The following is a 26,100-nucleotide window of genomic DNA, read 5'->3' on the forward strand; positions in this document are numbered from 1 at the left end:
GAAAAAAAGCGGCGAGTCTTCCAGGGCGACCCGCCTTTGGCGGTGTTACTGGCTGGCAACGCGCAACGCTTTTTTGTCGGCGCCTTCAATCAGGTTGAAGCGGTATTCGCGACCGGGTTTCTTCTCGAACTCGAACGACTTGCCCGCCAGAACGTGATGCTTGGTGGTCGGCTCGCACTCGGTTTCATTCTTCAGCGAGCAATTGCGAAACTCATCGATCACCACCACGGTGTTGCCGTTGTTGCGCAGTCGATAAACACCGGCGCTGTCATCGATCACGCTGTCGAAACGGCTGTTCTTGGGACGGACAAAAAACACCGTGCCAAACCCGGTCATCACGTTGACCCCCGCCGACAGGTTCTCCTTGTAGGTTTCGCGCTCTTCACTGGACACCGCGAAGTCATCTTCCTTTTCCGGAACCACCGGCACGAAGCGCACGCGGAAATAACGCTCGGTGTCACGGGCGCCCATGTGCAGCAAACGCGTACCCTGCATGCCATTGGCCGGCACGATCAGCCGTGCGGGGCTGGCCATCAAGCCATCCCGACCGCTGCCATCCGCTTGCGTTGCGACCGGTATTTCGCGATGTGTGCCATCGGCGTCGTAGATGATTTCCAGGATGTTGACCTTGACGAACGCGGTGCTGTCGCCGCTGTTGAATACGCGTTTGAGGTAAGTGCTCTTGTCGCCGTCCAGATAGTCGTACACCGTTCCGACGTTGATCTGCGGACCGGCCTGAACCGCCAGAGAAAACCCGCTCAAACCCAACAGCAACCACAGACGTTTCATACCTTTGAACCTCATGACATTGAACACAACACAGGCGCGGTCCATCGATAGGCGGCCCATCAGATTTCCGAATCCCAGATCACGGTGACCTTGCCCTTGTAGTAAGGACCGGCACCCGGTTCGAGCATGAATGCCATTTGACTCTGGGGCACTTCAAAGTGCAGAACACCCGGCGCCCTGTCGACGTAGAAGCCCGGCTGGAAATTCAACGCATTGGCCGCGCCCGCTCGCAAACGCATGTGCCTGACGGGTTGCCCGCTCGTGTCGGTCAGGCCATTGGGCAGGGTGACAAAGACCTGCAGCTCCACCCCCCGCTTGGAGACGCGGTCATCGAGCATGCAGTCGTAGGCAGTGCTCCACTCACACTCCATGTGCATCTTGAAACGCGATGAGGCCGAGATGTTGAAGGTCTGGTCACGGAACAACCGCACGGGTTTTCGCCCCGCATGCAACCACCTCTGCCAGCCGCCAGCCGGGACCAGCTGAATTTTTTCACCGCCGGGGGGGATGTCGATTTTCAACACATGTTCAACGTCGAGAAGAAAATCAAGAACGATGACGTTGTCCTGAGGAATCATCACATCGCCCAAATCAAAATCCTGGCTTGGCCCAACTCGAAAAATATGCTGTCCGGTGTATTGCCCCGAAACCATGTCTTGGGGATTGGGAGTATCAAGCTCATAAGTAATGTCGAACGTTTCATATTTGAAGGGTTGTGGAATATCGAAAACAGCCTTCTTGGCGCAAATCTCGGCGCTAACCGGGTGCCGCCAGAAACTATTGAAACCAATGTCATTACCCGCCCCCATTAAACCGGTGCACGGTGGACCGGCATAACTCCAGGTACCGCCCTCAAACAGATAGTTATGGCCTAACCCGCCGGTCAGTTCGGGTGCCGGCAGAGGTAATTTGTAGGCCACGCCCATGCCGGCCACCCGGAACCTGACGGTTTGAGGGGGCGCCGTTGGGTGGCTGACGGTCACGTCTTGCCATTGCGAAGGAATGTTAAACATCGCCCCCAAACGCTTGTTGGTATGACCGCCCACAATGGTTGCATTCGAGTAAGAGAGAATAGGCAGGCGTAAGCTGAACAGGTTTTCAGCGTGGCATTGAGGTGGGTTATCCAAGCAAAAACCACTTAACGGCGTTCTATTTTCGAACTTATTGAATTGAGGGTTAGATGCATCAGGGTAAAACACTGCCCTGATTTGTTGGGTGACCGCTGCGGCTGAAGCAGGGAACAGCGCCACGACTACTCCAACAACAGCGGCTGCATATATGGCTGACCTTTTAACTTGTGAAATATCTAACATTTGACATGACCTCAAAAATCCCTTGAACCGGATATCCGTCATCCCGCCGTCTCAGCCGTGCGATTGGCGTCCGCCAAGGTGTCCGGCGAACAGCGCAAATCACCGATCATCAGCACGTTGTTTTCATTGCGGTGTTTGTCGGTATCGAGACGGAACTGGCAGAGCAACTGGTCGGCATATCGCACTTGCAGGGTCGGTGAACCCGCGTTCATTTCCATCGAGAAGAAACCGTCGACCTCGCTGACCCCACGGCTGGCGTGGTTGATCACGTGGTGGCCCTTGAGCGGCCGCCCCTGCGGATCGATCAGGCGCCCGAGCACGGTCAGGGTTTTCATCACCCGCACCTTGCGGTACTCCACACCGCCCTTGTTCAGGTGATAGCGAGTGCGCGCCGGTTCGATGCTGGCCGCCGGCACGTGATTGCCTTCGAAGTCGAAGCTCACCGAACTGTTTTTGTAGGCCGTGAGCGGAATGAAATTGCGCCCCGGCCGCAGCGCCGCGCTGCCACCACTGAGGTCGTCGGCGCGCAAGGCGATACCGTCGATGTCGGACTCGACGTCGACAATCATCCCGGCGCCGCGCCCTTGATGCTGGCTGGTCAACGCCATGCGCTGCGCGCCGACCACCAGGGTGCTGTCGAGGTTCAGGCCACCGGTGAATTTGTTGTTGAACGAAGAGCGTTGAATGAAACCGTCGCCGTTGATTTCGTCGGTACGAAAATTCGCCAGGCTCGACAGGCCGACGCCATAGGTGTCGGTGAGCGCAGTCACCGAGACGCTCTGCAACACGTGGTCTTGCAGGTCCTTGCGGTAACCGAGCGAGGCGTTGTTGTCGCGACCGCCCTCACGGGCGGTGCGGCTGCCGATGCTGCCGGAAATCTGCTGGCCCGGACCGCCGAGCGCCATGTTGATGCTCAGGTCGACCCCGCGATTGCGCGCATCGCCGCTGCTGTAGCTGCCCGGACGGTCGAACAACGACAGGCGCCAATTGGCATCGCTGCCAAACAGCTGGGTCCGTTGGGTCCAGCCGAGGTCGACGCCGACGCCCTCGACATTGCCCTCACTGTGGGACACCCGCGCGTTGAGCGAACTCTTGCGACTGATGCGGTGGTTCAGCGCCAGCGACGAGTTGCTGGTCTGGCCGGTGAACACATTGCGTTGGCGTACGCGGGTGCCGTCGGGCAGGGTGTCATAAGTGTTGGTGGTGTCGAGCCAGCTACGGTTGTGGCTGATCACCAGACTGCCAGAGCCGTAGTTGTACAGGCCTTGCAGATCGGCGCCGGTGCCGTGGTCTTCGGTCTGGTAAAGATTGGCGTAGACGTTGGTGCTGTTGCCCAGGGTCCAGTCAATGGAGCTGCCGTACTGGAGTTTTTCGCGCACCTGGCGTGCCGACAGTCCGAGAATCACCCGTGGGTGCAGCAGGTAATTGATCGAGGCGCCCGCCGTGGCATCGCCACTGCTCTGTTGATCCCAGTTGCTGAGCAGTTTGCTTTCCTGCCCGGCGAACAGGTTGTAGCGCCAGCGCTCATCGTGGTTGCGCCAGTTGTTCGGCTTATAGATCAGCTCCTGGGTGGTCGAGGTGATTTGACCATCTTCGATCAACCGCACTTCCACCTCGTAAATACCGCCCGGCAATGGCCGTGTGTCGAGGGTCTGCAACCCGGCTGGCACTGACTGTGTATTGATCAGCAGGCCATCGCGATAGATTTCCACGGAACCCTGACGGTTGGCCGTGACGTAAACCGGGTACACGCTGGGTTTCGGGCTGTCGATGGCCAGGCTGTCGGAACTGCCGTACATCACGCCGACGGCGGTGTCGGGGCTGGTACCGAACGAACGGGGCTGGCGAGTCAAGCCTTCGGAGTTGGGCGTGAAGTACCCCAGCCGGAAAAAACTGCCCTCCAGTTCGCGCTGGGTGAAGAGCTCATGCACGGCGTGATAGGTCTTGTCGTCCGGTCCACCCAGACGCGCCAGTTGCATGTTGAAGGTCTGGCTCCAGTTGCCCAGGCTGCCGCTGGCTTCCAGACCGAAACGACCGCCCAGGTCTTGATCCTGGCCGCCGTTGAGATTGAGTTGATTGCGCACCATCAGGCCGCTGCTGCCGCCTTCAGGCTGATCGTAGAAACGCTTGGCTTCGCTGTCGCGTTCGGCATTTTCGGTGACGATCGACAGCAATGAATTTTCCAGGTTGTAGTGCACCGCCAGCATCTGCTCCGGGCATTGACCGCTGCAGGCGCCCAGCGCCACGCCGGGTTTGAGGATATCCGCCCAAGTCTCGCGTTCGCTGGCGCCGAAGCGGCTTTCACTGGTGTCGGTGAAATCGAGCAACGTCACCCGGTCATCGCGGGACAATACAATCATCGCCTCGCCCAACGGTTGCTGATCGAGTTCGACCCGAACCGCCAACGGAACGTCGAAAAAATGTTCCTCGAACTCTGCCGGCAAGCCTTTGGCCTGGGCCAGCAAACTTCGCGGCGTATTATCAACGGAAGCGGGCGCCGCAAATGCACTGCTACATAACAGCAACGCAAGCGCTGCCGCGATGGGCGTCATCGGGAACATGAACGAATACTCTAATATCAAAGAAGTTGAAACCCGACCGGCAACTTTTAATATTGCCGGTCGGTCACGTTACTTATACAAGTAAGCGCTTATGACTCTTGATCAAGTTCAAAGAGCAACCGGAGGAACAGCGTCGAACATCATGGTGACGGCACCGGTGTAATCACCTGGTGCAAAGGTGGTGCCTTGTGCCTTGATGTTGAGTGGGGCACGGTAATTGACATTCGATTCGGTCTCGCCAACCACCATTTGCGGAGTCGTGGTGAGCACTACATTGTTGAGTGCCACTTGCAGGCCAATTTTGGATGCACCACTGATCAGCTCCGGCACACTTTCAAGGCTGGCATGCACCGAGCCGTTGTTGTTGCGTACGTCGAAGAAACCGTTGACCTCATCCATGGTGCCCTTGCTTGGAATGTAATCCATTCTCTGATCCTTGTTGACCAGATCCGGATCGACCGGTACCACGTAGAAACCGTTGGTCGGTACATGCGCGACAAGGTTGATGGAGTGACGGGCTTCACCCGCGGCAAATACGGCGGAAGAACTCAGAGCCAGAACAGCCAGAGGAGCAGCAAACGCGATTTTCTTGAACATCTTTCAGTACCTGTCTTTTAAAAGGATAAGCGCAGAAAGTTCAAGTTGAGCAAAACCGTCACGAGCAGCTATTTGCTCAGCTGAACTTTCAACGCCGAAAGATGATCGATCAATTTATCTGGAAAGTAAGCAGGAACGTTCCTGCAAGTGCGTAGCCAAAGTGCTATCACCCGAGAAAGAAAAAACCTGAAATAACTTAAAAATCAATGTCTGACTGTAAGAGAAATACTACAAACCGCACACTAACGGCAATGACAAGCAGAAACTAACGAAGTTACTTCTGTAAGACCAATACCACAAACCCCGCATTTAACAGGCCAAAACCCAACATTAGAGAGTTAACACTAATTTCAGGTTTTTCACCCGCACTGATTACCACTATTTTTGCGGTTTTGGCGGGGTCATCGGCTCGACGCTCGGAACGGCCACCGGTCAGGGGGGCTTGCTTTCTCGTTAAGATATATCTTAAGTTGTATCTAAACACGACGAGAGAAAGCAGAAATGAGAGACCATCATTCCCCCCACCGTGAACACGGCGACGGCCGCGACGGCTTCGAGAAACGCCCCGGACGTGAGCGCGGTGGTCGCGGCCCCCGGGTCTTCGCCCCCGGTGACCTGAAATTGCTGTTGCTGGCGCTGATCGCCGAACAGCCTTGCCACGGCTACGACCTGATCCGCCAGATCGAAGGCATGTTCGACGGTGCCTACAGCCCCAGCCCTGGTGTGATCTACCCGACCCTGACCTTTCTGGAAGAGAGCGAAATGATCCAGGGCGACGCCGAAGGCGGAAAAAAACGCTACAGCGTGACCGACGCCGGACGTCTGTCCCTGAAAGAGCAAGCCATCGCCCTTGAAGGTGTGCGGGTGCGCATCGATGTCAGCAAACGCTCGCTGCGCGGCCATGATCGCCCGCCCGAAATTCACGAAGCCGTGCATAACCTGCGCCACGCGCTGCAACTGCACCACGGCCGCTGGAGCAAGGAAGAAATCCGGCGCGTCGCTGTCCTGCTCAACGACACCGCCAAAGCCATCGTCGACGGCCCCGCCGTTCAACCCGTTCAGGAGAACGCCGAATGACTGAAGTTATCACCTCAACCATTCACCGTGTCATGCACGAAATCAAACGCCGTCGCCTGGAAGTGTTGCGCGTGGTCGACCTGACTCCGCGCATGCGCCGGATTACTTTGGGTGGCCCTGAATTGGCAGGCTTTGTCAGCCTCGGCACGGACGATCACGTCAAACTGTTGTTCCCGCAAAATGCCGAACAGGCCGCGGCGCTGGAAACCCTGGTGCTGGGCGCCGGCAAGGACAATGGTCCGCTGCCTGAGATGCGCGACTACACCCCGCGTCGCTACGATCTGGACGCCCTGGAACTGGACATCGACTTCGTACTGCACGGCGACGGCCCTGCCTCGACCTGGGCCGAACAGGCCAAACCGGGGCAGTTCCTGCACATCGGCGGGCCACGGGGTTCGATGATCGTTCCTGACATGTTCGACAGCTATCTGCTGATCGGCGACGAAACCGCCCTGCCCGCCATTGCCCGACGCCTCGAAGGCTTGGCAGCCAATCGACGCGCATTGGTGATTGTCGAAGTGGAAAACGGAAAGGAGCAGCAAGTGCTGGAGAGCGCTGCCGAGGTCAATGTGATCTGGGTGCTGCGCGAAGGCGGCAAAGATCATTTGTTGAGCACGGTGCGCCAGATCCAGGTGCCAACCGGCAGCCTGTACGCATGGGTGGCGACCGAGAGCAAAGTGTCGCGGCAGATTCGTCGGGTGCTGCTGGATGAGCACGGGCTGGACGAGCAGTTCGTCAAGGCGGTGGGTTACTGGAAACTGGGGGACAGTGACGAGGAGTGATCTGCTCGCTCAATCGCTGGTTGAAGACTTTGTGGCGAGGGGGCTTGCCCCCGTTCGGCTGCGAAGCAGTCGTAAAATCTGCTGATGCGGTGTTTCAGATAAATACTCATTGCAGCTTTTAGCACTGCTTCGCAGCGCAACGGGGGCAAGCCCCCTCACCACAATCAGCGTTCACTTCCGGGCGGTACGCCACCGATCCAGCCCAATCACCAGCAAGGCAATCACCACAAACCCCACCAACAATCCCCCGGCATTGATAAACACCTGTGGATAACCCAGCTTCTCGACATCAATGAACGGGTAGGGATAAACCGCCAGCAAATGCCCGCGCAGCAGCGAATAGGCGAAGTAGACCAGCGGATAGATCACCCACAACCCGATGTGTCCCACCCGCAGCCTGCCCTTGGGCACGCAACTCCACCAATACACCAGAAACAGCAGCGGCATGACGTCGTGCAACAGTTCGTCGGCCAGCCATTGCCAGCCCTCGGGATGCCACAAGTGGCGCAGCAGCAGGTTGTAAGCGAGGCTCACCACGGCGATGCTCACGGCAATGCCACTACTGACCCACGGCTGCAAGAACCAGCGACGCGCCGCCGACTCGCGGGATGTCACTGCACAGGTCAGCACGGTCGCCACCAAGGTGTTGCTCAGCACGGTGAAATAGCTGAAAAAACTCACCAGCCCACCGATCAGGCTGGCGCCCAGCGTCCAGCGCGAATGGAAAATCAGGTACATCTGGATGCTCAACCCCGCCCAGCCGAGCATGGCAGCCACGACCACAAAACGACGGTGTAACGCAGAAGGGTTGACCATGTTCAAAGCGGTCGTTTGGTGCGCATCAACTTCACATACAGGCGCTCGACCTTCTCCCGCGCCCACGGGGTTTTGCGCAGGAATGTCAGGCTCGACTTGATGCTCGGGTCGCTCTTGAAGCAGCGGATATCGATGCGCTCGGCCAGCCCCGACCACTCGTAGTGTTCAACCAGCGCGTTGAGGATCTGTTCCAGCGTCACGCCATGCAGCGGATCAGTGTTGTGTTCGGTCATGCCGGGCCTTCAGCGATGTTGGAATGGGAAAGCCGCGCACCTTAGCCGAGGGCTTCTTCGGGTGGAAGCGGTCTGTTAAATGTAGGTGATCTTGGAGTCCTGGAATCCTGTAGGAGCGAGCTTGCTCGCGAAAAACGCAACGACGCCGCTGGGTATCTGGTTTGACGCGTTATTGTTCACGACCATCGCGAGCAAGCTCGCTCCTACAAAGAGCTGACTGTTACAAAATCCGAAACGATGCATGTCATCAAAAGCCCTTTCTCTATTTGTAACGGAACATTATCCTTGCGCACGCTTTAGCTGAAACGCTTCTGCCAGTCACTTCTTCCGCTCATCCCCCAGAAAAAGATCAAGAATTTCTTCCCTATGCCTGATTTGCGATTTTCGAAAGACAGCGCTGTCTTTAAGACTGTCTCTTGCCACAACGCCCTCAAACTGATCGGCGGGTTCACCGCGTTCGGCCTCGCCACCTGTGTCCAGGCCGCTCCGGCATTCGATAGCGACTCACCGTGGATGCTCGGCGACTGGAACGGCACACGTACGGAGCTGGCGGAAAAAGGCTATGACTTCAAACTGGATTACACCGGCGAAATGGGCAGCAACCTTCACGGCGGCTACGACCACGACCGCACCGCGCGCTACAGCGACCAGTTCGGCCTGGGCACCCACCTGGACTTGCAGAAGATCCTCGGCTGGGACGATGCTGAATTTCAGCTAACCATCACCGAACGCAGCGGCAACAACATCAGCAACGACCGCATCAATGACCCGCGTGTCGGCGGCTTCACATCGGCCCAGGAAGTCTGGGGCCGCGGCCAGACCTGGCGCCTGACGCAGATGTGGTATCAGCAGAAGTTCTTCGATGAAAAGCTCGACATCAAGGTCGGCCGCTTCGGCGAAGGTGAAGACTTCAACAGCTTCCCCTGCGACTTCCAAAACCTGGCGTTCTGCGGCTCCCAGGTCGGCAACTGGGCCGGTGACATCTGGTACAACTGGCCGGTCAGCCAGTGGGCGCTGCGGGTCAAATATCACCTGACGCCAGAGTTGTACGCGCAGATCGGCGCGTATGAGCAGAACCCGTCGAACCTTGACCGCGACAACGGTTTCAAGCTCAGCGGCAGCGGCACCCAGGGCGCAGTCCTGCCGGTAGAGCTGGTGTGGACGCCGAAACTCAACGGCCTGCCGGGTGAATACCGCGCCGGTTACTACTACAGCAGCGCCAACGCCACCGACGTCTACAAGGACAGCAATGGCCAGCCTGCCGCCCTGAGTGGCGAAGCCTATCGCAGCGCGTCGAGCAAACACGGTGTGTGGCTGGGCCTTCAGCAGCAAGTCACCAGCCTCGCCAGCGACCACTCTCGCGGCTTGAGCCTGTTCGCCAACGGCACGATGCACGACAAGAAGACCAACGCCATCGACAACTACGTCCAGGCGGGTCTTGTCTACAAAGGCTTGCTCGACGCGCGCGCCAGGGACGACATCGGCTTTGCCATGGCCCGCGTCCACGTCAACCCGGCCTATCGCAAGAATGCCGAGGCGACCAACCAGGCCAATGTTGTTTTCGACTACGACAATCCGTCCTACCTGCCGCCTCAGGACACCGAATACAGCGCCGAACTCTATTACGGCGTGCACGTGACCAACTGGCTGACCGTGCGCCCGAACCTGCAATACATCCGCCATCCCGGTGGCGTGGACGAGGTCGATGACGCGCTGATCGGCGGGATCAAGGTCCAGTCGTCGTTCTAAAAAACACCACACCCCCCCCTGTAGGAGCGAGCTTGCTCGCGATGGACGTGAACGATAACGCTTGGAGCCTGACACCCCGCGGTGTTCTCAGGCTTCTCGCGAGCAAGCTCGCTCCTACAGGGACTGCGTCAGCCAAACCCGTTTTATATGAACCCTGCCCGCACAAGATCGTCATCTACAGTGAACTTGCGCGGGACTACTTGAAACGTCACGGAGAATCACACTATGAGCACTGATGGTGCCTTGAGCCGAAGCCGTCTATTGCCGACCCTGCTCGGCATATTGCTTCTGCTGATGGGCCTGGCCATGCTGGCCGGGGGGATCAAGCTGAGCATGCTTGGCGGCTCGCTGTATTACCTGCTGGCCGGTATCGGCATCGCGCTGAGCGGCGTCCTGCTGATCGCTGCCCGCCGCGCGGCGCTGGGCCTGTACGCACTGGTACTGTTCGCCAGCACCGTTTGGGCACTGTGGGAAGTTGGCCTCGACTGGTGGCAACTGGTGCCGCGCCTGGCGCTGTGGTTCGCCCTCGGTGTGGTGATGCTGCTGCCGTGGTTCCGTCGTCCATTGCTGATCAACGGCCCTGCCCCTATGGGTACTGGTGCCTTGAGCGTGGCCGTGGTCCTGGCCGGCGCCACCGCCGTGGCCAGCCAGTTCACCCATCCTGGCGAAACCTTCGGCGAACTGGGCCGCGACACCGCGGACATGACCAGCACCGCGCCGCAGATGCCCGAAGGCGACTGGCAGGCCTATGGCCGCAGCGAATTCGGTGACCGCTACTCGCCGCTCAAGCAGATCACCCCGGCCAACGTCGGCAAGCTGCAAGAAGCCTGGCGTATTCAGACCGGCGATCTGCCAACCGCTGATGACCCGGTGGAACTGACCAACGAAAACACCCCGCTCAAGGCCAACGGCATGCTCTATGCCTGCACCGCCCATAGCAAGGTGCTGGCGCTGGACCCGGACACCGGCAAGGAACTGTGGCGTTTCGACCCGCAGATCAAGAGCCCGGTGGGCTTCAAGGGCTTCGCCCACATGACCTGCCGTGGCGTGTCGTACTACGACGAAGCGGCCTACGCCAAGTCTGAAAGCGCTGCCTCCGCAGTGATTTCCGAGGCCGGCAAAGCCGTTGCCCAGGCTTGCCCGCGTCGTCTGTACCTGCCAACCGCCGATGCACGCCTGATTGCGCTCAACGCCGACACCGGCAAGATCTGCGAAGGTTTCGGTAAAAACGGTGTGGTTGACCTGACCCAAGGCATCGGCCCGTTCACCGCCGGCGGCTACTACTCCACCTCGCCAGCAGCGATCACTCGTGATCTGGTGATCATGGGCGGCCACGTCACCGACAACGAGTCGACCAACGAGCCATCCGGCGTGATCCGTGCCTTTGACGTACACGACGGTCATCTGGTGTGGAACTGGGACAGCAACAATCCCGACGCGACCGAACCGCTGCCAGAGGGCGAACACTACAGCCGCAACTCGGCCAACATGTGGTCGCTGGCCAGCGTCGACGAAAAACTCGGCATGGTCTACCTGCCACTGGGCAACCAGACCCCTGACCAGTGGGGTGCAGACCGCACTCCAGGCGCCGAGAAATTCAGCGCCGGCCTGGTCGCGCTGGATCTGGCCACCGGCAAGGTGCGCTGGAACTACCAGTTCACTCACCACGACCTGTGGGACATGGACGTCGGCAGCCAGCCAACCCTGCTGGACATGAAAACCGCCGACGGCGTGAAACCTGCGCTGATCGCCCCGACCAAACAGGGCAGCCTGTACGTCCTCGACCGTCGTGACGGCACGCCGATCATCCCGATCAAGGAGATTCCGGCTCCGCAAGGTGCCGTAAAAGGTGACCGCACCGCGCCGACCCAGGCTCGTTCGGACCTGAACCTGCTGGCCCCGGAACTGACCGAAAAAGCCATGTGGGGCGCCAGCCCGTTCGATCAGATGCTGTGCCGCATCCAGTTCAAGGAACTGCGCTACGAAGGCCAGTACACCCCGCCGTCGGAACAGGGCAGCCTGATCTATCCGGGTAACGTCGGCGTCTTCAACTGGGGCGGTGTTTCGGTCGACCCGGTTCGCCAGATGCTGTTCACCAGCCCGAACTACATGGCTTTCGTCTCGAAGATGGTGCCTCGTGCCGAAGTCGCAGCCGACAGCAAGCGCGAGAGCGAAACCGCGGGTGTGCAACCGAACACGGGCGCACCTTACGCGGTGATCATGCACCCGTTCATGTCGCCGTTAGGCGTACCGTGCCAGGCGCCGGCCTGGGGCTACGTGGCCGGCATCGACCTGACCACGAGCAAAGTCGTGTGGAAACGCAAGAACGGCACCAGCCGCGACAGCTCGCCATTGCCTATCGGCCTGCCACTCGGCGTGCCAAGCATGGGCGGCTCGATGGTCACCGCCGGCGGCGTCGGCTTCCTCAGCGGTACGCTGGACCAGTACTTGCGCGCCTATGACGTCAACACCGGCAACGAGCTGTGGAAATCGCGCCTGCCGGCTGGCGGTCAGGCTACACCGATGACCTACACCGGCAAGGACGGCAAGCAGTACGTGCTGTTGGTCGTCGGTGGTCACGGCTCACTGGGCACCAAAATGGGTGACTATGTGATTGCTTACAAACTGTCCGAGTAAGTTTTAGCGGCAGTCAGAACAAAGGCGACGTCCGTGAGGACGTCGCCTTTTTTGTTATCGCAGATTTCAAATCACCCCCGCCCCCTGTGGGAGCGAGCTTGCTCGCGATAGCGGTCTGACAGTCACTTCAAGGGTGTCTGTCCTTGCCTCATCGTCGGAACGCCGCCCGGAGCAAGCTCGCTCCCACAGGGGATAGTGTCGCCGCGAAATCCAGCTAACCTGTCTCTGCGCTGAACACACCTGCGAAACACCGCGTCGCAGAAAATGACCGTTGAAACCACCGCCAACCTGCCCCATCTAAGACCCATACCCATTGCGCAGGTGCCCCCATGAGCGACCAGCAGGAATTCCCCGAAGACCCGAGTGAATACGCCGATCCGGAAAACGCCCAGCAGCACAAACCTGGCAAAGGCCTGGCCCTGCCTGGCCAGAACCTGCCGGACAAGGTCTACGTCATCCCGATCCATAACCGACCGTTCTTCCCGGCCCAGGTGCTGCCGGTCATCGTCAACGAAGAACCGTGGGCCGAAACCCTCGATCTGGTCAGCAAATCCGATCACCACTCCCTGGCCCTGTTCTACATGGACACGCCCCAGGAAGACCCGCGCCACTTCGACACATCGGCCCTGCCGCTCTACGGCACGCTGGTCAAGGTGCACCACGCCAGCCGCGAAAACGGCAAGCTGCAGTTCGTCGCCCAAGGCCTGACCCGCGTACGCCTCAAGACCTGGCTCAAGCACCACCGCCCGCCGTACCTGGTGGAAGTCGAATACCCGCACCAGCCCACCGAGCCGACCGACGAGGTCAAGGCCTACGGCATGGCGCTGATCAATGCGATCAAGGAACTGCTGCCGCTCAACCCGCTGTACAGCGAAGAGCTGAAGAACTACCTCAACCGCTTCAGCCCCAACGATCCGTCGCCGCTGACCGACTTCGCCGCCGCGCTCACCTCGGCCACCGGCAGCGAGTTGCAGGAAGTGCTCGACTGCGTGCCGATGCTCAAGCGCATGGAAAAAGTCCTGCCGATGCTGCGCAAGGAAGTCGAAGTCGCGCGCCTGCAAAAAGAGATTTCCGCCGAAGTTAACCGAAAGATCGGCGAACATCAGCGCGAGTTTTTCCTCAAGGAACAACTCAAGGTTATCCAGCAGGAGCTGGGGTTGACCAAGGACGACCGCAGCGCCGACCTCGAACAGTTCGAGCAGCGGCTGGTGGGCAAAGTCCTGCCGACGCAGGTGCAGAAACGCCTCGAAGAAGAAATGAACAAGCTGTCGATCCTCGAGACCGGCTCGCCGGAATATGCGGTGACCCGCAATTACATCGACTGGGCGACCTCGGTGCCGTGGGGCGTGTACGGCGAGGACAAACTCGACCTCAAGCACGCGCGCAAGGTGCTGGACAAACACCACGCCGGCCTCGATGACATCAAGGACCGTATCCTCGAATTTCTCGCGGTCGGCGCCTACAAAGGCGAGATCAGCGGTTCCATCGTATTGCTGGTGGGCCCGCCGGGCGTGGGCAAGACCAGCGTCGGCAAATCCATCGCCGAATCCCTGGGCCGGCCGTTCTACCGCTTCAGCCTTGGCGGCATGCGCGACGAAGCCGAGATCAAGGGCCATCGCCGCACCTACATCGGCGCGCAGCCGGGCAAACTGGTGCAGGCGTTGAAAGACGTCGAAGTGATGAACCCGGTGATCATGCTCGACGAAATCGACAAGATGGGCCAGAGCTACCAGGGCGACCCGGCCTCGGCGCTGCTGGAAACCCTCGATCCGGAGCAGAACGTCGAGTTCCTCGACCACTACCTCGATCTGCGGATGGACCTGTCGAAAGTGCTGTTCGTCTGTACCGCCAACACCCTGGATTCGATCCCCGGCCCGCTGCTGGACCGGATGGAAGTGATCCGCCTGTCGGGTTACATCACCCAGGAAAAAGTCGCCATCGCCAAACGTCACCTGTGGCCCAAGCAGCTTGAGAAAGCCGGTGTGTCCAAGAGCAGCCTGAGCATCAGCGACAGCGCGCTCAAGGCGTTGATCGACGGTTATGCCCGTGAAGCCGGCGTACGGCAGCTGGAAAAAAACCTCGGCAAACTGGTGCGCAAAGCGGTGATGAAACTGCTCGACGAGCCGCAAGCCGTGATCAAGCTCGGGCCGAAAGACCTGGAGGCCTCTCTCGGCAAACCGGTGTTCCGCAACGAGCAGGTACTGGCGGGGGTCGGCGTGATCACAGGGCTGGCCTGGACCAGCATGGGCGGTGCAACCCTGCCGATCGAAGCCACGCGCATCCACACCCTCAACCGTGGGTTCAAGCTCACCGGGCAATTGGGTGATGTGATGAAAGAGTCGGCGGAAATCGCCTATAGCTATGTCAGCTCGCACCTGAAGTCCTATGGCGGCGATCCGAAATTCTTTGACGAAGCCTTCGTCCATCTGCACGTGCCGGAAGGCGCGACGCCAAAAGACGGCCCGAGCGCCGGCGTGACCATGGCCAGCGCCCTGCTGTCGCTGGCACGCAATCAGCCACCGAAAAAAGGCGTGGCCATGACCGGCGAACTGACGTTGACCGGGCATGTGCTGCCGATTGGCGGGGTACGGGAAAAAGTGATTGCGGCGCGGCGGCAGAAGATTTTCGAACTGATTCTGCCAGAGGCCAACCGCGGGAATTTCGAGGAGCTGCCGGAATACCTGAAGGAAGGCATTACCGTGCACTTCGCCAAGCGCTTTGCGGATGTGGCGAAGGTGTTGTTCTGATTAAACAGTGTGATTTCGAAATGGTCAGGCTCGTAACCTGACCATTTTTTCGAGGCCAGCAATAACTCAAAATACATAATTAATAGGTTTGTAATCCTATCAGAACAGAGAGTACATCCAGGCACTTCGGCTCTATATCCTCAAGGTTCAAATCATTCGTGCGAAAAGCACAAAGGAGAGAACCCCATGGATATCAAACAACGAAGAAATGGTGTCGACGAGCGCATTAATGACAATGTCAAATTTCGCCGTTGCTGCCCAAACAACCACTTGAATGCAACCCTTCAGAATCGTGAAGACTTCCGGTCCGAAGAATTTTTCGCCAGCGTCGGAAACAGGGAAATCCTCGCCATTTTCAAGGCCGGAGAAAAAAACACCCCGCGCGACCGGGCCTTTGACATTTACATGCCCAAGCATATCGAGACGGGAATCTACACACTGAACTCTCTGGACTATTTGATAGAAATTGCCTATACCGAAAACTTCCCTACCTACACCAGCCATTGGGCATTGGAAGGTGTCATGAACTTGACCGTGAGTAACGAAACACAACAGTACTCTGGCAACGTCGTTATGAAGTTCAAAGATCTGCATGGCATCGAATTTACATCAGAAAGCGATTTCTGTTTTTCTCTTGTGAGTTAACCGTTAAGCACTACCAGTAAATATTTTCTTTATCCCGAGCAGGTCGCTCTCACGAGGTTACCTCTACCCCCTGTGTGTGGCCCGCTCGCGATAGCGTCAACTCTTACACCCCCATTGCGGGCGACTGTCACACTTTGTCTCATCTCGGTTATGCTCGCCGTTCGTCGTGAACGCCGGAGCCACTAACCACATGTCCCCCATTCGCCTGCTTGTCCCCCTCGCCCTCGCCTTGCTGGCCGCGTGTGCCACGCAACCGAAACAAAACGTGACCGTGGAAAAACAAAGCGAATGTCCGGTGAAACTCAGCAACGGGCAAAACCTGATCCTGACCCTGCCGAGCAATCCGACCACGGGTTATCGCTGGGCGATCCAGGATTCGGCCGGCGGTGTGTTGCACGCCTTGGGCCCAGAGGTTTATCGAAATCCGGAAGATGCCGGCATCGTCGGCGCGGCCGGGGTCTCGACCTGGCGCTTTCAGGCTTTCGCGCCCGGCACCGGACGCTTGCGCCTGACCTCGCAACAGCCATGGGCGCCGGAAGTGCTGCCGGTGGATTCGTTCGACTGCGCGATCTCGGTCAACTGACCGTGGGCTGGCTGATTCTGGCGCTGATGGGCGCAGTGACCTTCCTTTATGGCCTGAGCGTGCATGCGTCCCTGCTGTGCCTGCTGGTCAAGCCGCTGCCGGTGCTGGCCCTGCTTGGCTGGTTGCATGACGCACCGCCAGGCGAATATCGGCGCTGGATCAGCCTGGGGTTGATTTTCTCCCTGGTCGGCGACGTGTTGCTGGCATGGCCGGGGGATTTGTTCGTGTTCGGCCTTGGGGCGTTTCTGGTTGCGCATCTGGCCTATCTGAAAGCGTATTTGAGCGATTGCCGGCGTCTGGCATTGCTGCCACTGGTGCTGGCCCTCGGCGTCGGCGCCGTCCTGTTGGGAATTCTGATTTCCAACGGCCTCGGGCCATTGTTGGTGCCTGTGATTGTCTATGGCACGGCGATCAGCGCCATGCTCTGGCGCGCCCTGGCCCGACTCGGGACCGATGTGCCCAAACGCTCGGCGCTACTGGCGGCGGCGGGCGCAGTGGCATTCGTGTTCTCCGACAGCGTGATCGGCATCAGCCGGTTTGTGGTGCCGTTCGACGCGGCGCCTTACGTGATCATCCTCAGCTATTGGCTGGGGCAATGGGGGATCACGGCATCGGCGTTCACTCAGAAACCGCGCTGACCCCATCGCGAGCAAGCTCGCTCCCACAGGTATTGCACAGCCCTTGTGGGAGCGAGCTTGCTCGCGATAGCAATATCACTGAACACACAGACTTTGCAGGCTGCTTGGCGGTTTATCAGACAACCCGCGCATCCCCGCGCCAACTTGGCTAAAATGCCGGCCTTTTCCACCTACACCGCTGGAACCGCCGTGAGCAAAGAACCCGATCGCCTTTTCGCCCAGCCTCTGGCCCAGGTGCCTGACTTCGCCTTCAACGAGGACGTGGTGCGGGTGTTCCCGGACATGATCAAGCGCTCGGTGCCGGGTTATCCGACCATCGTTGAAAACCTCGGCGTGCTCGCCGCGCAGTTCGCCCAGCCGGGCAGCGTGCTGTATGACCTGGGCTCGTCGCTCGGTGCCGTGACCCAGGCCTTGCGCCGGCACGTGCGCACCGATGGCTGCCGGGTGATCGCTGTGGATAACTCGGCGGCGATGGTCGAGCGCTGCCGCGAGTACCTCAACGGGCAGGATTCGATGTTCCAGGAGTTGCTGCCGGTGGAGGTGATCGAAGGCGACATCCTGGCGCTGGAGTTCCAGCCGGCCTCGGTGGTGGCGCTGAACTTCACCCTGCAGTTCATCGCCCGGGACCAACGCACAGCATTGCTGTCGCGCATCCGTCAGTCACTGTTGCCCGGCGGCGCCCTGATCCTCTCGGAAAAACTGCGTTTCGAAGACGAGCAGGAACACGCGTTGCTCACCGACCTGCATATCGCCTTCAAACGCGCCAACGGCTACAGCGAACTGGAAATCGCCCAGAAGCGCAGCGCCATCGAAAACGTCATGAAGCCCGACAGCCTCGAAGAACACCGCGAACGCCTGTTGGCCGCCGGGTTCTCGAAAGTCGTGCCGTGGTTCCAGTGTCTTAACTTTGCCTCGTTGATTGCCTTGCCATGATTGATCTGTCCCCCCTCGCCCGCCGCCTGGCCGGCACGCCGCTGGCCGAATGGGCCAACACTCTGCAAGCGCAACTCGACAAGAAAATGGAAAAGGGCCATGGCGACCTGGAACGCTGGCAAAGCGCGCTGGACGCCCTGCCGAAGATCCAGCCGAGCGAAGTCGATTTGCTCAATGGCTTGAAGCTCGATACCGATTGCAGCGACGAGACCCGTGCGCAAATGCGTACCGCGCTGATGGGCCTGTCGCCATGGCGCAAAGGGCCGTTCGACCTGTTCGGCGTGCACGTCGACACCGAATGGCGCTCGGACTGGAAGTGGTCACGGGTCGCCCCGCACCTGAACCTGAAAGGCAAGCGCATCCTCGATGTCGGCTGTGGCAACGGTTATTACATGTGGCGCATGCTTGGCGCCGGCGCGGACAGCGTGATCGGTGTCGACCCGAACTGGCTGTTCTTCTGCCAGTTCCAGGCGGTGCAACGCTACCTGTCCGAGCCGAACGCCTGGCACCTGCCCTTCCCGTTCGAAGACCTGCCGCCGAACCTCGAAGGGTTCGACACAGTGTTTTCCATGGGTGTGTTCTACCACCGCCGTTCGCCCATCGAACATTTGCTGGCGCTGAAGGATTGCCTGGTCAAGGGCGGTGAGCTGGTGCTGGAAACCCTGGTGGTCGAAGGCGACAAACATCAGGTGCTGGTGCCGGAGGACCGCTACGCGCAGATGCGCAACGTGTGGTTCCTGCCGTCGGTGCCGGCGCTGGAGTTGTGGTTGCGACGTGCCGGGTTCACAGACGTGAAGTGCGTGGACGTGAGCACCACCACGATCGAGGAACAGCGCGGGACGGAGTGGATGAAGTATCAGTCGCTCAGTGACTTCCTCGATCCGGAAGATCACAGCAAGACCATTGAAGGGTTGCCGGCGCCGATGCGGGCCGTAATCGTCGCCAGAAAGTAACGCAAGAACCTGTAGGAGCGAGCTTGCTCGCGATGGTGTGTCAGTCGACACCACTTAGCCTGACACTCCATCGCGAGCAAGCTCGCTCCTACAGGGGGGCCGGTGTTCAGTCTGAAGGTTTTGCGCGCCGGGCCTTGAAGAATTCACTGAGCACCGCCCCGCATTCCTCCGCCAACACCCCACCTTCATGCAGTACCCGATGATTCAGGAAGCCCTGGGTAAAGAACTGCCCCTGGCTCTGCACGATCCCCGCCTTGGGCTCCAGCGCGCCGTACACCACCCGGGCAATCCGCGAATGCACGATCAGGCCCGCGCACATGCTGCACGGCTCCAGCGTCACGTAAAGCGTACTGCCGGTTAGTCGGTAATTGCTGACGGCCTGGGCGGCGGCGCGGATTGCGACCATCTCGGCGTGGGCGCTGGGGTCGTTGCCACTGATCGGGCAGTTGAAGCCGCGACCGATGATTTCCCCATCCTGGACCAGTACCGCACCCACCGGCACTTCGCCGAGGGCCGCGCCTTGGGCCGCCAGTGCCAGGGCCTCACGCATGAATTCGCGATCACGACTGCGGTCGATGATGGCGGCGGGACGAATCTGACGCATCACGCCACCTCGATAGCGGCCATCAGGCCGGTTTCCATGTGGTCGATCACATGGCAGTGGAACATCCATACACCCGGATTATCCGCCACCAACGCTACCTGCGCGCGCTCGTTCTTGCCCAGCAGGTAGGTGTCGGTGAAATACGGAATGACCTTGTGCCGATTCGAGGCGATGACCTTGAAACTCATGCCGTGCAGGTGAATCGGGTGCTGATACTGGGTCATGTTTTTCAATTCGAAAATGTAGCTCTTGCCCTTTTCCAGTTTGGCGATCGGGCGGTCGGCACAGGTTTTGTCGGTGATGTCCCAGGCCTTGCCATTGATCTGCCACAGGCTTGGCGGCTTACCATTATCGACGTTCACCGACACCGAACCGACCCATTCGAAATTGAAGTTGAGTTTCTCGGCATTGGCCAGGTCCGGCTCGGCCACCGGGTTGGCGGGCAGCGCGGGCGGCCACTCGGTCGGGGCGTCGGTGTTGGCCACCGAACGCAGCGTACCCAAGCGCACCGGGCCGTTGCGCAGGGACAACTCTTCACCGGCCGGCGGCGCCTTGATCGCCAGGCAGATACGCATGCCGGGGCCGAGCCAGTATTCCTTGCCGAGCGGGCGCGGTTCGATGGGGTTGCCATCCAGCGCATAGATCTGCGCTTCGACGCCGGGAATATTCAGGCGATAGGTCAAGGTGTTATCGAGGTTGAGCAAACGTACACGGGTGATCTGCCCGGCCGGCAAATCAATCACCGCTTGCGGGATGCCGTTGATGGTCGACAGACGCCCCGCCGTGCCGCCACGGGCCGCTTCCCGGGGAATACTGAAGTCGACGAAAGCGCCCTGCTCATCGATGTGCCAGTTCTTCAGGCTCAAGGTTTTTTCGTACTTGAAGCCGGTGGGCTCACGCTCCTCGACAATCAGCGGGCCGACCAGGCCGCGACCGAGTTCCTCGCTGCTGCTCACATGGGGGTGATACCAGTAGCTGCCGGCATCAGGCACGCGGAATTTGTAATCGAAGTATTCGCCCGGCAGCACCGGCAACTGCGAGACGTAAGGCACACCGTCCATTTCCAGTGGCAGGCGGATGCCATGCCAGTGAATGGTGGTCGCGACCGGCAGGTGGTTGATGAAGCGCACCCGCAGCCATTCACCCTGGCGCACCCGCAACTCGGTGCCCGGCGCCGAAGGGCCGAAGGCCCAGGCCTCGGTCTTGTGCCCGGGCACCAGCTCGACATCCAGCGGTGCGGCAATCAGTTCATAGTCGTGACCGGCATCTGCGTCGGCCATCTTGCCCAGCCAGTAGCGCGACGCGCCCCCTGCACCGACACCAACGACAACAAGACCGGCCAGGCCACCGAGGATTTGGCGACGGGTAAACGACATGAACTCAACTACCTCACGTATCAACGACAGGCCCGGGGCCTGCAAAAGGCGAATACGATACACCTGCAACTGCGAAACGGTAAGGGTGACCTGTGGCCGCACATCAGCTGTGGGCATAACTATGTAGTGCACTTGCCTTGAAAAAACCGGCCATCCTCGACATCCCGTTTTCTCAAGGAAAGAGAGTGCATGAACCCGAACGAAACACGCCCGCTGCCCAATGCCGCCGACAAGGCCGCGCTCAAGGCGATCGCCACCACCGTGATCCAGACTTGCCCGAGCCTGCAAGACACGGCGCACGAAGTCGCCAGCGACTTACTGAAAAAATCCGGCATTACCGACCTCGATCCGGATCAGGTGTACTTCCACCGTTTCGACACAGCCCAAAGCAGTTCGAAAACGTTCACTGGTTGGGAGCATGTCAAAGCAACGCCGACGTCAACCACGACCCTGACACAGCTGGTGATCCAGCGCTTTCGCACCAGCGATCAGGACAACGCCGACCTGCTTGACGTCTATGCAGGCTTTTATACCGCCGGCCCGAACGCCGGGAGGTTCAACGAAACCAACGAAGTACGCCTGCACGGCAACGAGGTGTTGAAGGCGTTCTGGAACATCGATTTCAGCACACTCTATACCGACAAATTAACCGCGTTCTGGAAGCAGTCCGGCACCGACTTCCGAACCCTGGCCAAATGCAATTTTCTGATACAAGCCGTAAAGGCCAGGGACAAACGGCAGTTGAGCGACGATGACTTCCAGTTCGTCACGAACGCCGTAATGGGCCCGATTACCTGGCCCGTCGACCTGCAGATGCTGCGGGCTCAGCACCCTTGCACTGACATTGTTCGAGCTCTGGACGTCGACGGGTACCTTGCCACCAACATCCTGCGTTTCGTCGCACCCAAGGGGCGCCAGATCGTGTACCTGCCCGGTGAAAACGTCGCTTTCAAAGTGCTGGAAACCGCGACGGACATGCACTACTGGATGTTGCAGCAGATGAACGAAGAAGAGGCTCGCCGAGGCTTCATGACGCATTTTTCCTTGGCCGATCGTCAAACCATCGACAAGAACATCACCGATATCATGAACCGGCTGGTCAGCACCTGGGGCAAGTACGACCATCACCTGATCAATCAAAAAAACCAGATCATCACCGGCGACGCATTCAGTTGGTTGAGCAACTCGACCAAAAGCGCAATGTTTGCCGAAGCCGAACTCTCGCTGACGTCCAATGGCGATCTGCGCAAAAAACTGTGGATCGGTTACCTCAGCGCCGGTTTAAAAGTATTTGGCCCCATGGCGGTGGTCGGTTGGCCGATTGCCCTGCCGGTGGTCGGCGCCAGTATCGCCAGCCTGGGTTTGAACATCGATCAGGCGGTCAATGGCAAAACCGCCAAGGAACGCAAGGCCGGCGTTCTTGGCGCCGTGCTCAGCGGTATCGATTTGCTGTTCAACCTCCTGGTGCTCAAAGGTCCAGGATCGCTGGAGGAAATCGGCCCGGACATCGACGCCGCCGAAGCCAAAGAAATGGCTGATCTGATTGAATCAACCACACCTGCCGAAACCGCCGGGTCGAAGGTCGGAACCATCGAAGGAGAATCAGAGGCTGTCACGGGCTCGACTGAGGACAGGCCAGCGTCATCAGTGCCGGACACCTTCAGGATTAATGATGTGCTCAGCGATGACGCCCTGGTTCGTGAGTCTGGCAAGTTCCAGGGTACATATCGGCTCGCCTCGAATCCTTCGTCCGCCATCAAACTCAACGGCAACGCCTATTACGTGCGTTATGAAAACAGCCTCAACGGGCGTGGGTACTGGGCAATCATCGACCCGGCCAATCCCGACTCCTTCACGGATTCGATTCCAGTACGGTTTATGAATGATTCGGGGGAATGGGAAGTCGTTCCCAAATTGGGCCTCAGAGGCGGGATGCAAGCAGCGGACGCCGCCTCCCCCGCCGTCGAGGAGTGGTCACAACGGCCAGGCGTTCACGTGCCGGGCCTTGACGACCCTGAAATGCGGGCATGGGCGCTGGGTGGACCCGACGTACGCAGCCCGTTCAGACGGATCTGGTCAGTGGCAGACATCGACGTCCACAGCGTACTCATGTCCGATGCCGACCAAGAGGTCATCACCCTCAGCGAATTCGAGATGGCCCAGGAAGAACCTCGTCGCAACCTGGTCAGCGACGCCAGGGCCTGGTACGAGCTTCACCCTCCGACGCCGAGCCAACCGGCGCCCTCTGCACAAGCGTTTGCCACGCCTGGCGAACTGTTTGAAGCGGCCTACGCAGAAAAACCGGGGCTGGTCGTCGGCGAGAGCCGGGGCAGCATCGGCAGCAAACAGTTCCTGATCGAAAACATGCCAACGCTCGCGCAACAGGGCGTCAAGACCCTGTACTTGCAGGAGCTGCTGGCCAACGTCAATCAACTCGAATTGGACACCTTCGCGCGCACCGGTGAAATGCCCGTCGAGCTGGAAAACTACCTGAAAAAACTCGACATCAAGGCCGGCAACGACCCAACAGGCCAATTCAATCTGCTGGCGCTGGCCAAAGCCGCCAATGCCCAACAGATCCGGGTTCAGGCCCTCGACATGTCGACGACCTACAACATCAACAAAGAAGCGATTAACTGGGAATCCGATTACCAGATGGCCAGGAGTTTTTTTGCCAGCGAGGTCATCCGGTTCAACGAAGCATTGAAAGAACCGGGCAAATGGGTTGCCTTGGTCAATCAGGAAAACATGGCGACATTCAGAGGCTATCGCGGCATTAGCGAACAGACCGATGCCCTGAGCATTCGTATCGATGACGTAGCGCCGGGGCAAGCGCAACCCATCAACTCCGATCCGGGGTTGGCTGTGGAGCATGCGGACTATCCGGATTCCCCTGTTTTTTACGTATCTGATGGCATGGACTTCGACAGCGTCCATGCACTGATCAAAGGCGACTGGCGCGTGCAGATGCAAACCCCGTGGGCATACAGGACTCCGCAACAACTGCGAGCGCTGCTGCCTGAACCGGGGATGTTCACCTTCCAGCGCTACCGCAGCAGCGTCCTTGTGGTTTATCGCAATGCCAACAACGGGATGGCAGACAGCGTCATCAGATCCACGCCGGGTGGACGGCTGAATCTGGATACCCCGCTTCGGCCAGCCTACGAGTCCATGACAGTGGACAACCTCGAAGAACTCAAGCAAGCGTTGGTTGTAAAGGGCATGAAGCCCATGGGCTGGCCCGTCGAGCTGGCAAGTGAACTCGATTCACCCTTGTCAGGAACCTCTCAACCCATCGAAATACCGGACCACTGGCAAGCCAATGAACTGCTCGAGGGGCGGACACCCGTGAGTGAAGCCGGAAAATTCCAGGGCATCTATCAACTCGACTCCAACCCTTCCTCCGCGATCTTGCTCGATGACAGGGCCTATTACGTGCGCTACGAAGCCGATCCCAACGGAGGCGGCACCTGGGCCATCATCGACCCTGAAAATCCCAACGCGTTTTCAGGTTCACTCCCTGTGCGTCTCAATGCCGAGGGCGAATGGGAGCTGACACCCCGAGCCGGGCTCAGGGGCGGTGGAAACCGGCATCCGGGCGGGTCCCGCGTTCCGCCGTCTACATCTGCTCCGGCCTCTACGCCTGCTCCCGCCTCTGCGTCTGCCTCTGCTCAAGAGCCAACACAGGCCATCCTGCGCCGCCCGGCCACGCAATACGATGCAACTAACCGATTCAGTATCAGACTACTGGCGATGGGCGAGAGAGAAACCCATATCAAACTGGTCCGTCAGCCAGACGGAAGCTTTCGCGCAGAGTCCACTTACGCACGATACGTCGCGGCCCCGCGCGCCACGCTGTCACAAGACGCCCGTCAATTCTTTTCCCGCAGTGGATTTTTCGCTTCATTACCCCCTCGTCCGCAGCTTCCAGTCGTGACGCCATCAACCACTGCCGCAGAACTGCTCCCGAAGATATTTGAAGCGGCACCGGGCCTGGTCATCGGTGAAAGCCAGGACCGCATTGCCAGCATGCGGTTTCTCATCGAGAACATGCCGATCCTTGCCCAACAGGAAGTCAAGACGATCTATTTCCATCGCCTGCTCAACGATTTCAACCAGGTGGAACTCGATCAATTCTTCAAGACCGGGTCAATGCCCGATGATCTCAAGGCGTATTTGCAAAAGCTGAAAAGCGATCCCTCCGGCAGATTCACCCCGCTTGAAGTGGTCAAGGCGGCTCAACAAAATGGTATTCGGATTCAGGCAACCGACTGCCTGGCCAGTTACCGTTTCCCCGGCCCATCACTTCCCGACATGCATGAGCAAGCCATCAAGACCTACCTCACCCACACCATCATGGAGGCCGACAAAACGCTCAACGGAGCGGGCAGATGGGTGGTGCTGACGGATCAGGAAAACATCAACACCTTTCGTGGAATGTCCGGCATCAGCGAAATGCAGGGCGGTATTGGTTTGCGTATCGAAGAAGTGCTGCCGGAAGAAAGCCTGCTGATTGAAACGGATCGAGGCATTGAGGTAGGCCGCGGCTTTGCCACCCAACCCGAATTAACCGACGGAAACTTCGACACCCTGCACGCTGACTTGAGCTTGCAGATGCCACTGCCGTTGCTTGAAAAGACACCGGAAGCACTTGATCGACTGCTATATCGGCAAGGCATGTTCACTTTCGAGAAGTCAAACGGAAACTGGACACTGATCCATCGCAGCAGAGTCGGTCAACTGGCAAGAACACCGGTCGAGCGCACGGCTGACGGCAGCTACCTGATCAATCGCCCCGCATGGACCGACGTGAATCAGGTGCCTTATGCCAGCATCGACGAGCTGTCCTGGGGTCTTAGCCGTATGGGCATGAACCTCGAAGGGCGCTTGCCGGTGTAAATCAAGCTATTCGCGATGGCGGCGTGTCAGGCGCGGGAGATGTTGGATGTGCTGGCCTCATCGCGAGCAAGCTCGCTCCCACAGGGGATTTGGGGCGAACACAACTGAAACGCAAGAAGCCCCGGGTCTCACAACCCGGGGCTTCTTTTTGCCGCTATCGTTTTGAGC

General features: G+C 59.2%; 19 protein-coding genes. 11 read left to right on the plus strand and 8 right to left on the minus strand.

Annotation, left to right across the window (positions count from 1 at the left end; translation table 11 throughout):
* Window positions 1-45: 45 nt before the first annotated feature.
* From J4D25_RS09665 to J4D25_RS09680, 4 genes are all read right to left on the minus strand, one after another.
* On the minus strand, window positions 46-789 hold the full coding sequence (locus tag J4D25_RS09665) for a hypothetical protein (RefSeq protein WP_057716248.1): 744 nt from the start codon (window positions 787-789) through the stop codon (window positions 46-48).
* A 59-nt stretch (window positions 790-848) separates the two neighbouring features.
* On the minus strand, window positions 849-2,039 hold the full coding sequence (locus J4D25_RS09670; RefSeq protein WP_241781145.1) for a hypothetical protein: 1,191 nt from the start codon (window positions 2,037-2,039) through the stop codon (window positions 849-851).
* 101 nt (window positions 2,040-2,140) lie between these two features.
* Complete coding sequence (locus tag J4D25_RS09675) at window positions 2,141-4,663, minus strand: CS1-pili formation C-terminal domain-containing protein (protein WP_057716249.1); 2,523 nt, start codon at window positions 4,661-4,663, stop codon at window positions 2,141-2,143.
* A gap of 108 nt (window positions 4,664-4,771) precedes the next feature.
* Complete coding sequence (locus J4D25_RS09680; RefSeq protein ID WP_057716250.1) at window positions 4,772-5,260, minus strand: CS1 type fimbrial major subunit; 489 nt, start codon at window positions 5,258-5,260, stop codon at window positions 4,772-4,774.
* Window positions 5,261-5,761: 501 nt separating this feature from the next.
* Here J4D25_RS09680 and J4D25_RS09685 point away from each other — a divergent pair.
* Together J4D25_RS09685 and J4D25_RS09690 are read left to right on the plus strand one after the other, a co-directional pair.
* On the plus strand, window positions 5,762-6,337 hold the full coding sequence (locus J4D25_RS09685) for a PadR family transcriptional regulator (RefSeq protein WP_057716251.1): 576 nt from the start codon (window positions 5,762-5,764) through the stop codon (window positions 6,335-6,337).
* Complete coding sequence (locus tag J4D25_RS09690) at window positions 6,334-7,119, plus strand: siderophore-interacting protein (RefSeq protein ID WP_057716252.1); 786 nt, start codon at window positions 6,334-6,336, stop codon at window positions 7,117-7,119. Before J4D25_RS09685 ends, J4D25_RS09690 begins: the two co-directional genes overlap by 4 nt.
* 171 nt (window positions 7,120-7,290) lie before the next feature.
* On the opposite strand, the gene J4D25_RS09695 is transcribed toward J4D25_RS09690, so the two are convergent.
* Together J4D25_RS09695 and J4D25_RS09700 are read right to left on the minus strand one after the other, a co-directional pair.
* The gene (locus tag J4D25_RS09695) at window positions 7,291-7,935 is read right to left on the minus strand and encodes a Pr6Pr family membrane protein (protein WP_057716253.1); all 645 of its coding nucleotides are present in this window, start codon (window positions 7,933-7,935) and stop codon (window positions 7,291-7,293) included.
* Window positions 7,936-7,937: 2 nt separating this feature from the next.
* Window positions 7,938-8,168 (minus strand): VF530 family DNA-binding protein, encoded by a 231-nt coding sequence (locus tag J4D25_RS09700; protein WP_007985772.1) that lies wholly within the window; start codon window positions 8,166-8,168, stop codon window positions 7,938-7,940.
* Window positions 8,169-8,534: 366 nt separating this feature from the next.
* Here J4D25_RS09700 and J4D25_RS09705 point away from each other — a divergent pair, with 366 nt between their 5' ends.
* The 8 genes from J4D25_RS09705 to cmoB all read left to right on the plus strand — a co-directional run bounded on the left by J4D25_RS09705 (window position 8,535) and on the right by cmoB (window position 19,053).
* Window positions 8,535-9,917, plus strand: a complete 1,383-nt coding sequence (locus J4D25_RS09705; RefSeq protein WP_057716254.1) for a carbohydrate porin — start codon at window positions 8,535-8,537, stop codon at window positions 9,915-9,917.
* Between the two features lie 225 nt (window positions 9,918-10,142).
* On the plus strand, window positions 10,143-12,554 hold the full coding sequence (locus tag J4D25_RS09710; RefSeq protein WP_057716255.1) for a glucose/quinate/shikimate family membrane-bound PQQ-dependent dehydrogenase: 2,412 nt from the start codon (window positions 10,143-10,145) through the stop codon (window positions 12,552-12,554).
* A 329-nt stretch (window positions 12,555-12,883) separates the two neighbouring features.
* Window positions 12,884-15,301, plus strand: coding sequence for an endopeptidase La (lon, locus tag J4D25_RS09715; protein WP_057716256.1), 2,418 nt, complete (start codon window positions 12,884-12,886; stop codon window positions 15,299-15,301).
* Between the two features lie 186 nt (window positions 15,302-15,487).
* Entirely contained in the window at window positions 15,488-15,946 is a 459-nt protein-coding gene (locus J4D25_RS09720; RefSeq protein WP_057716257.1) for a hypothetical protein, read from the plus strand.
* A gap of 190 nt (window positions 15,947-16,136) precedes the next feature.
* Window positions 16,137-16,529, plus strand: a complete 393-nt coding sequence (locus tag J4D25_RS09725; RefSeq protein ID WP_057716258.1) for a protease inhibitor I42 family protein — start codon at window positions 16,137-16,139, stop codon at window positions 16,527-16,529.
* A gap of 2 nt (window positions 16,530-16,531) precedes the next feature.
* Window positions 16,532-17,167: a lysoplasmalogenase gene (locus J4D25_RS09730; protein ID WP_057716259.1), complete on the plus strand. Its 636-nt coding sequence runs from the start codon at window positions 16,532-16,534 to the stop codon at window positions 17,165-17,167.
* Between the two features lie 189 nt (window positions 17,168-17,356).
* Window positions 17,357-18,100 (plus strand): carboxy-S-adenosyl-L-methionine synthase CmoA, encoded by a 744-nt coding sequence (cmoA, locus tag J4D25_RS09735; RefSeq protein ID WP_057716260.1) that lies wholly within the window; start codon window positions 17,357-17,359, stop codon window positions 18,098-18,100.
* The gene (cmoB, locus tag J4D25_RS09740; protein ID WP_057716261.1) at window positions 18,097-19,053 is read left to right on the plus strand and encodes a tRNA 5-methoxyuridine(34)/uridine 5-oxyacetic acid(34) synthase CmoB; all 957 of its coding nucleotides are present in this window, start codon (window positions 18,097-18,099) and stop codon (window positions 19,051-19,053) included. The genes cmoA and cmoB overlap by 4 nt, the downstream gene beginning before the upstream one ends.
* Before the next feature lie 106 nt (window positions 19,054-19,159).
* Here the strand turns inward: cmoB and tadA are convergent, their stop codons facing one another.
* Both tadA and J4D25_RS09750 read right to left on the minus strand, forming a co-directional pair.
* Window positions 19,160-19,657, minus strand: a complete 498-nt coding sequence (gene tadA / locus J4D25_RS09745; RefSeq protein WP_057716262.1) for a tRNA adenosine(34) deaminase TadA — start codon at window positions 19,655-19,657, stop codon at window positions 19,160-19,162.
* A complete protein-coding gene (locus J4D25_RS09750; RefSeq protein ID WP_057716666.1) occupies window positions 19,657-21,033 on the minus strand; it encodes a multicopper oxidase family protein in 1,377 nt (458 codons plus the stop codon). Before J4D25_RS09750 ends, tadA begins: the two co-directional genes overlap by 1 nt.
* Window positions 21,034-21,222: 189 nt before the next feature.
* On the opposite strand from J4D25_RS09750, the gene J4D25_RS09755 reads away from it, so the two are divergent.
* Window positions 21,223-25,932 carry a membrane-targeted effector domain-containing toxin gene (locus tag J4D25_RS09755; RefSeq protein WP_057716263.1) on the plus strand — a complete coding sequence of 1,570 codons (4,710 nt, stop codon included), beginning with the start codon at window positions 21,223-21,225 and terminating at the stop codon, window positions 25,930-25,932.
* Window positions 25,933-26,100 lie beyond the last annotated feature (168 nt).

Source organism: Pseudomonas sp. GW456-L13 (assembly GCF_017350115.1).
GTDB classification, from domain to species: Bacteria; Pseudomonadota; Gammaproteobacteria; order Pseudomonadales; family Pseudomonadaceae; genus Aquipseudomonas; species Aquipseudomonas jessenii.

Coding starts and splice junctions, on each gene's coding strand:
- J4D25_RS09665 (WP_057716248.1), bottom strand. CDS start 789: ATGAAACGTCTGTGGTTGCTGTTGGGTTTGAGCGGGTTTTCTCTGGCG.
- J4D25_RS09675 (WP_057716249.1), bottom strand. CDS start 4,663: ATGTTCCCGATGACGCCCATCGCGGCAGCGCTTGCGTTGCTGTTATGT.
- J4D25_RS09680 (WP_057716250.1), bottom strand. CDS start 5,260: ATGTTCAAGAAAATCGCGTTTGCTGCTCCTCTGGCTGTTCTGGCTCTG.
- J4D25_RS09685 (WP_057716251.1), top strand. CDS start 5,762: ATGAGAGACCATCATTCCCCCCACCGTGAACACGGCGACGGCCGCGAC.
- J4D25_RS09690 (WP_057716252.1), top strand. CDS start 6,334: ATGACTGAAGTTATCACCTCAACCATTCACCGTGTCATGCACGAAATC.
- J4D25_RS09695 (WP_057716253.1), bottom strand. CDS start 7,935: ATGGTCAACCCTTCTGCGTTACACCGTCGTTTTGTGGTCGTGGCTGCC.
- J4D25_RS09700 (WP_007985772.1), bottom strand. CDS start 8,168: ATGACCGAACACAACACTGATCCGCTGCATGGCGTGACGCTGGAACAG.
- J4D25_RS09705 (WP_057716254.1), top strand. CDS start 8,535: ATGCCTGATTTGCGATTTTCGAAAGACAGCGCTGTCTTTAAGACTGTC.
- J4D25_RS09710 (WP_057716255.1), top strand. CDS start 10,143: ATGAGCACTGATGGTGCCTTGAGCCGAAGCCGTCTATTGCCGACCCTG.
- lon (WP_057716256.1), top strand. CDS start 12,884: ATGAGCGACCAGCAGGAATTCCCCGAAGACCCGAGTGAATACGCCGAT.
- J4D25_RS09720 (WP_057716257.1), top strand. CDS start 15,488: ATGGATATCAAACAACGAAGAAATGGTGTCGACGAGCGCATTAATGAC.
- J4D25_RS09725 (WP_057716258.1), top strand. CDS start 16,137: ATGTCCCCCATTCGCCTGCTTGTCCCCCTCGCCCTCGCCTTGCTGGCC.
- cmoB (WP_057716261.1), top strand. CDS start 18,097: ATGATTGATCTGTCCCCCCTCGCCCGCCGCCTGGCCGGCACGCCGCTG.
- tadA (WP_057716262.1), bottom strand. CDS start 19,657: ATGCGTCAGATTCGTCCCGCCGCCATCATCGACCGCAGTCGTGATCGC.
- J4D25_RS09750 (WP_057716666.1), bottom strand. CDS start 21,033: ATGTCGTTTACCCGTCGCCAAATCCTCGGTGGCCTGGCCGGTCTTGTT.
- J4D25_RS09755 (WP_057716263.1), top strand. CDS start 21,223: ATGAACCCGAACGAAACACGCCCGCTGCCCAATGCCGCCGACAAGGCC.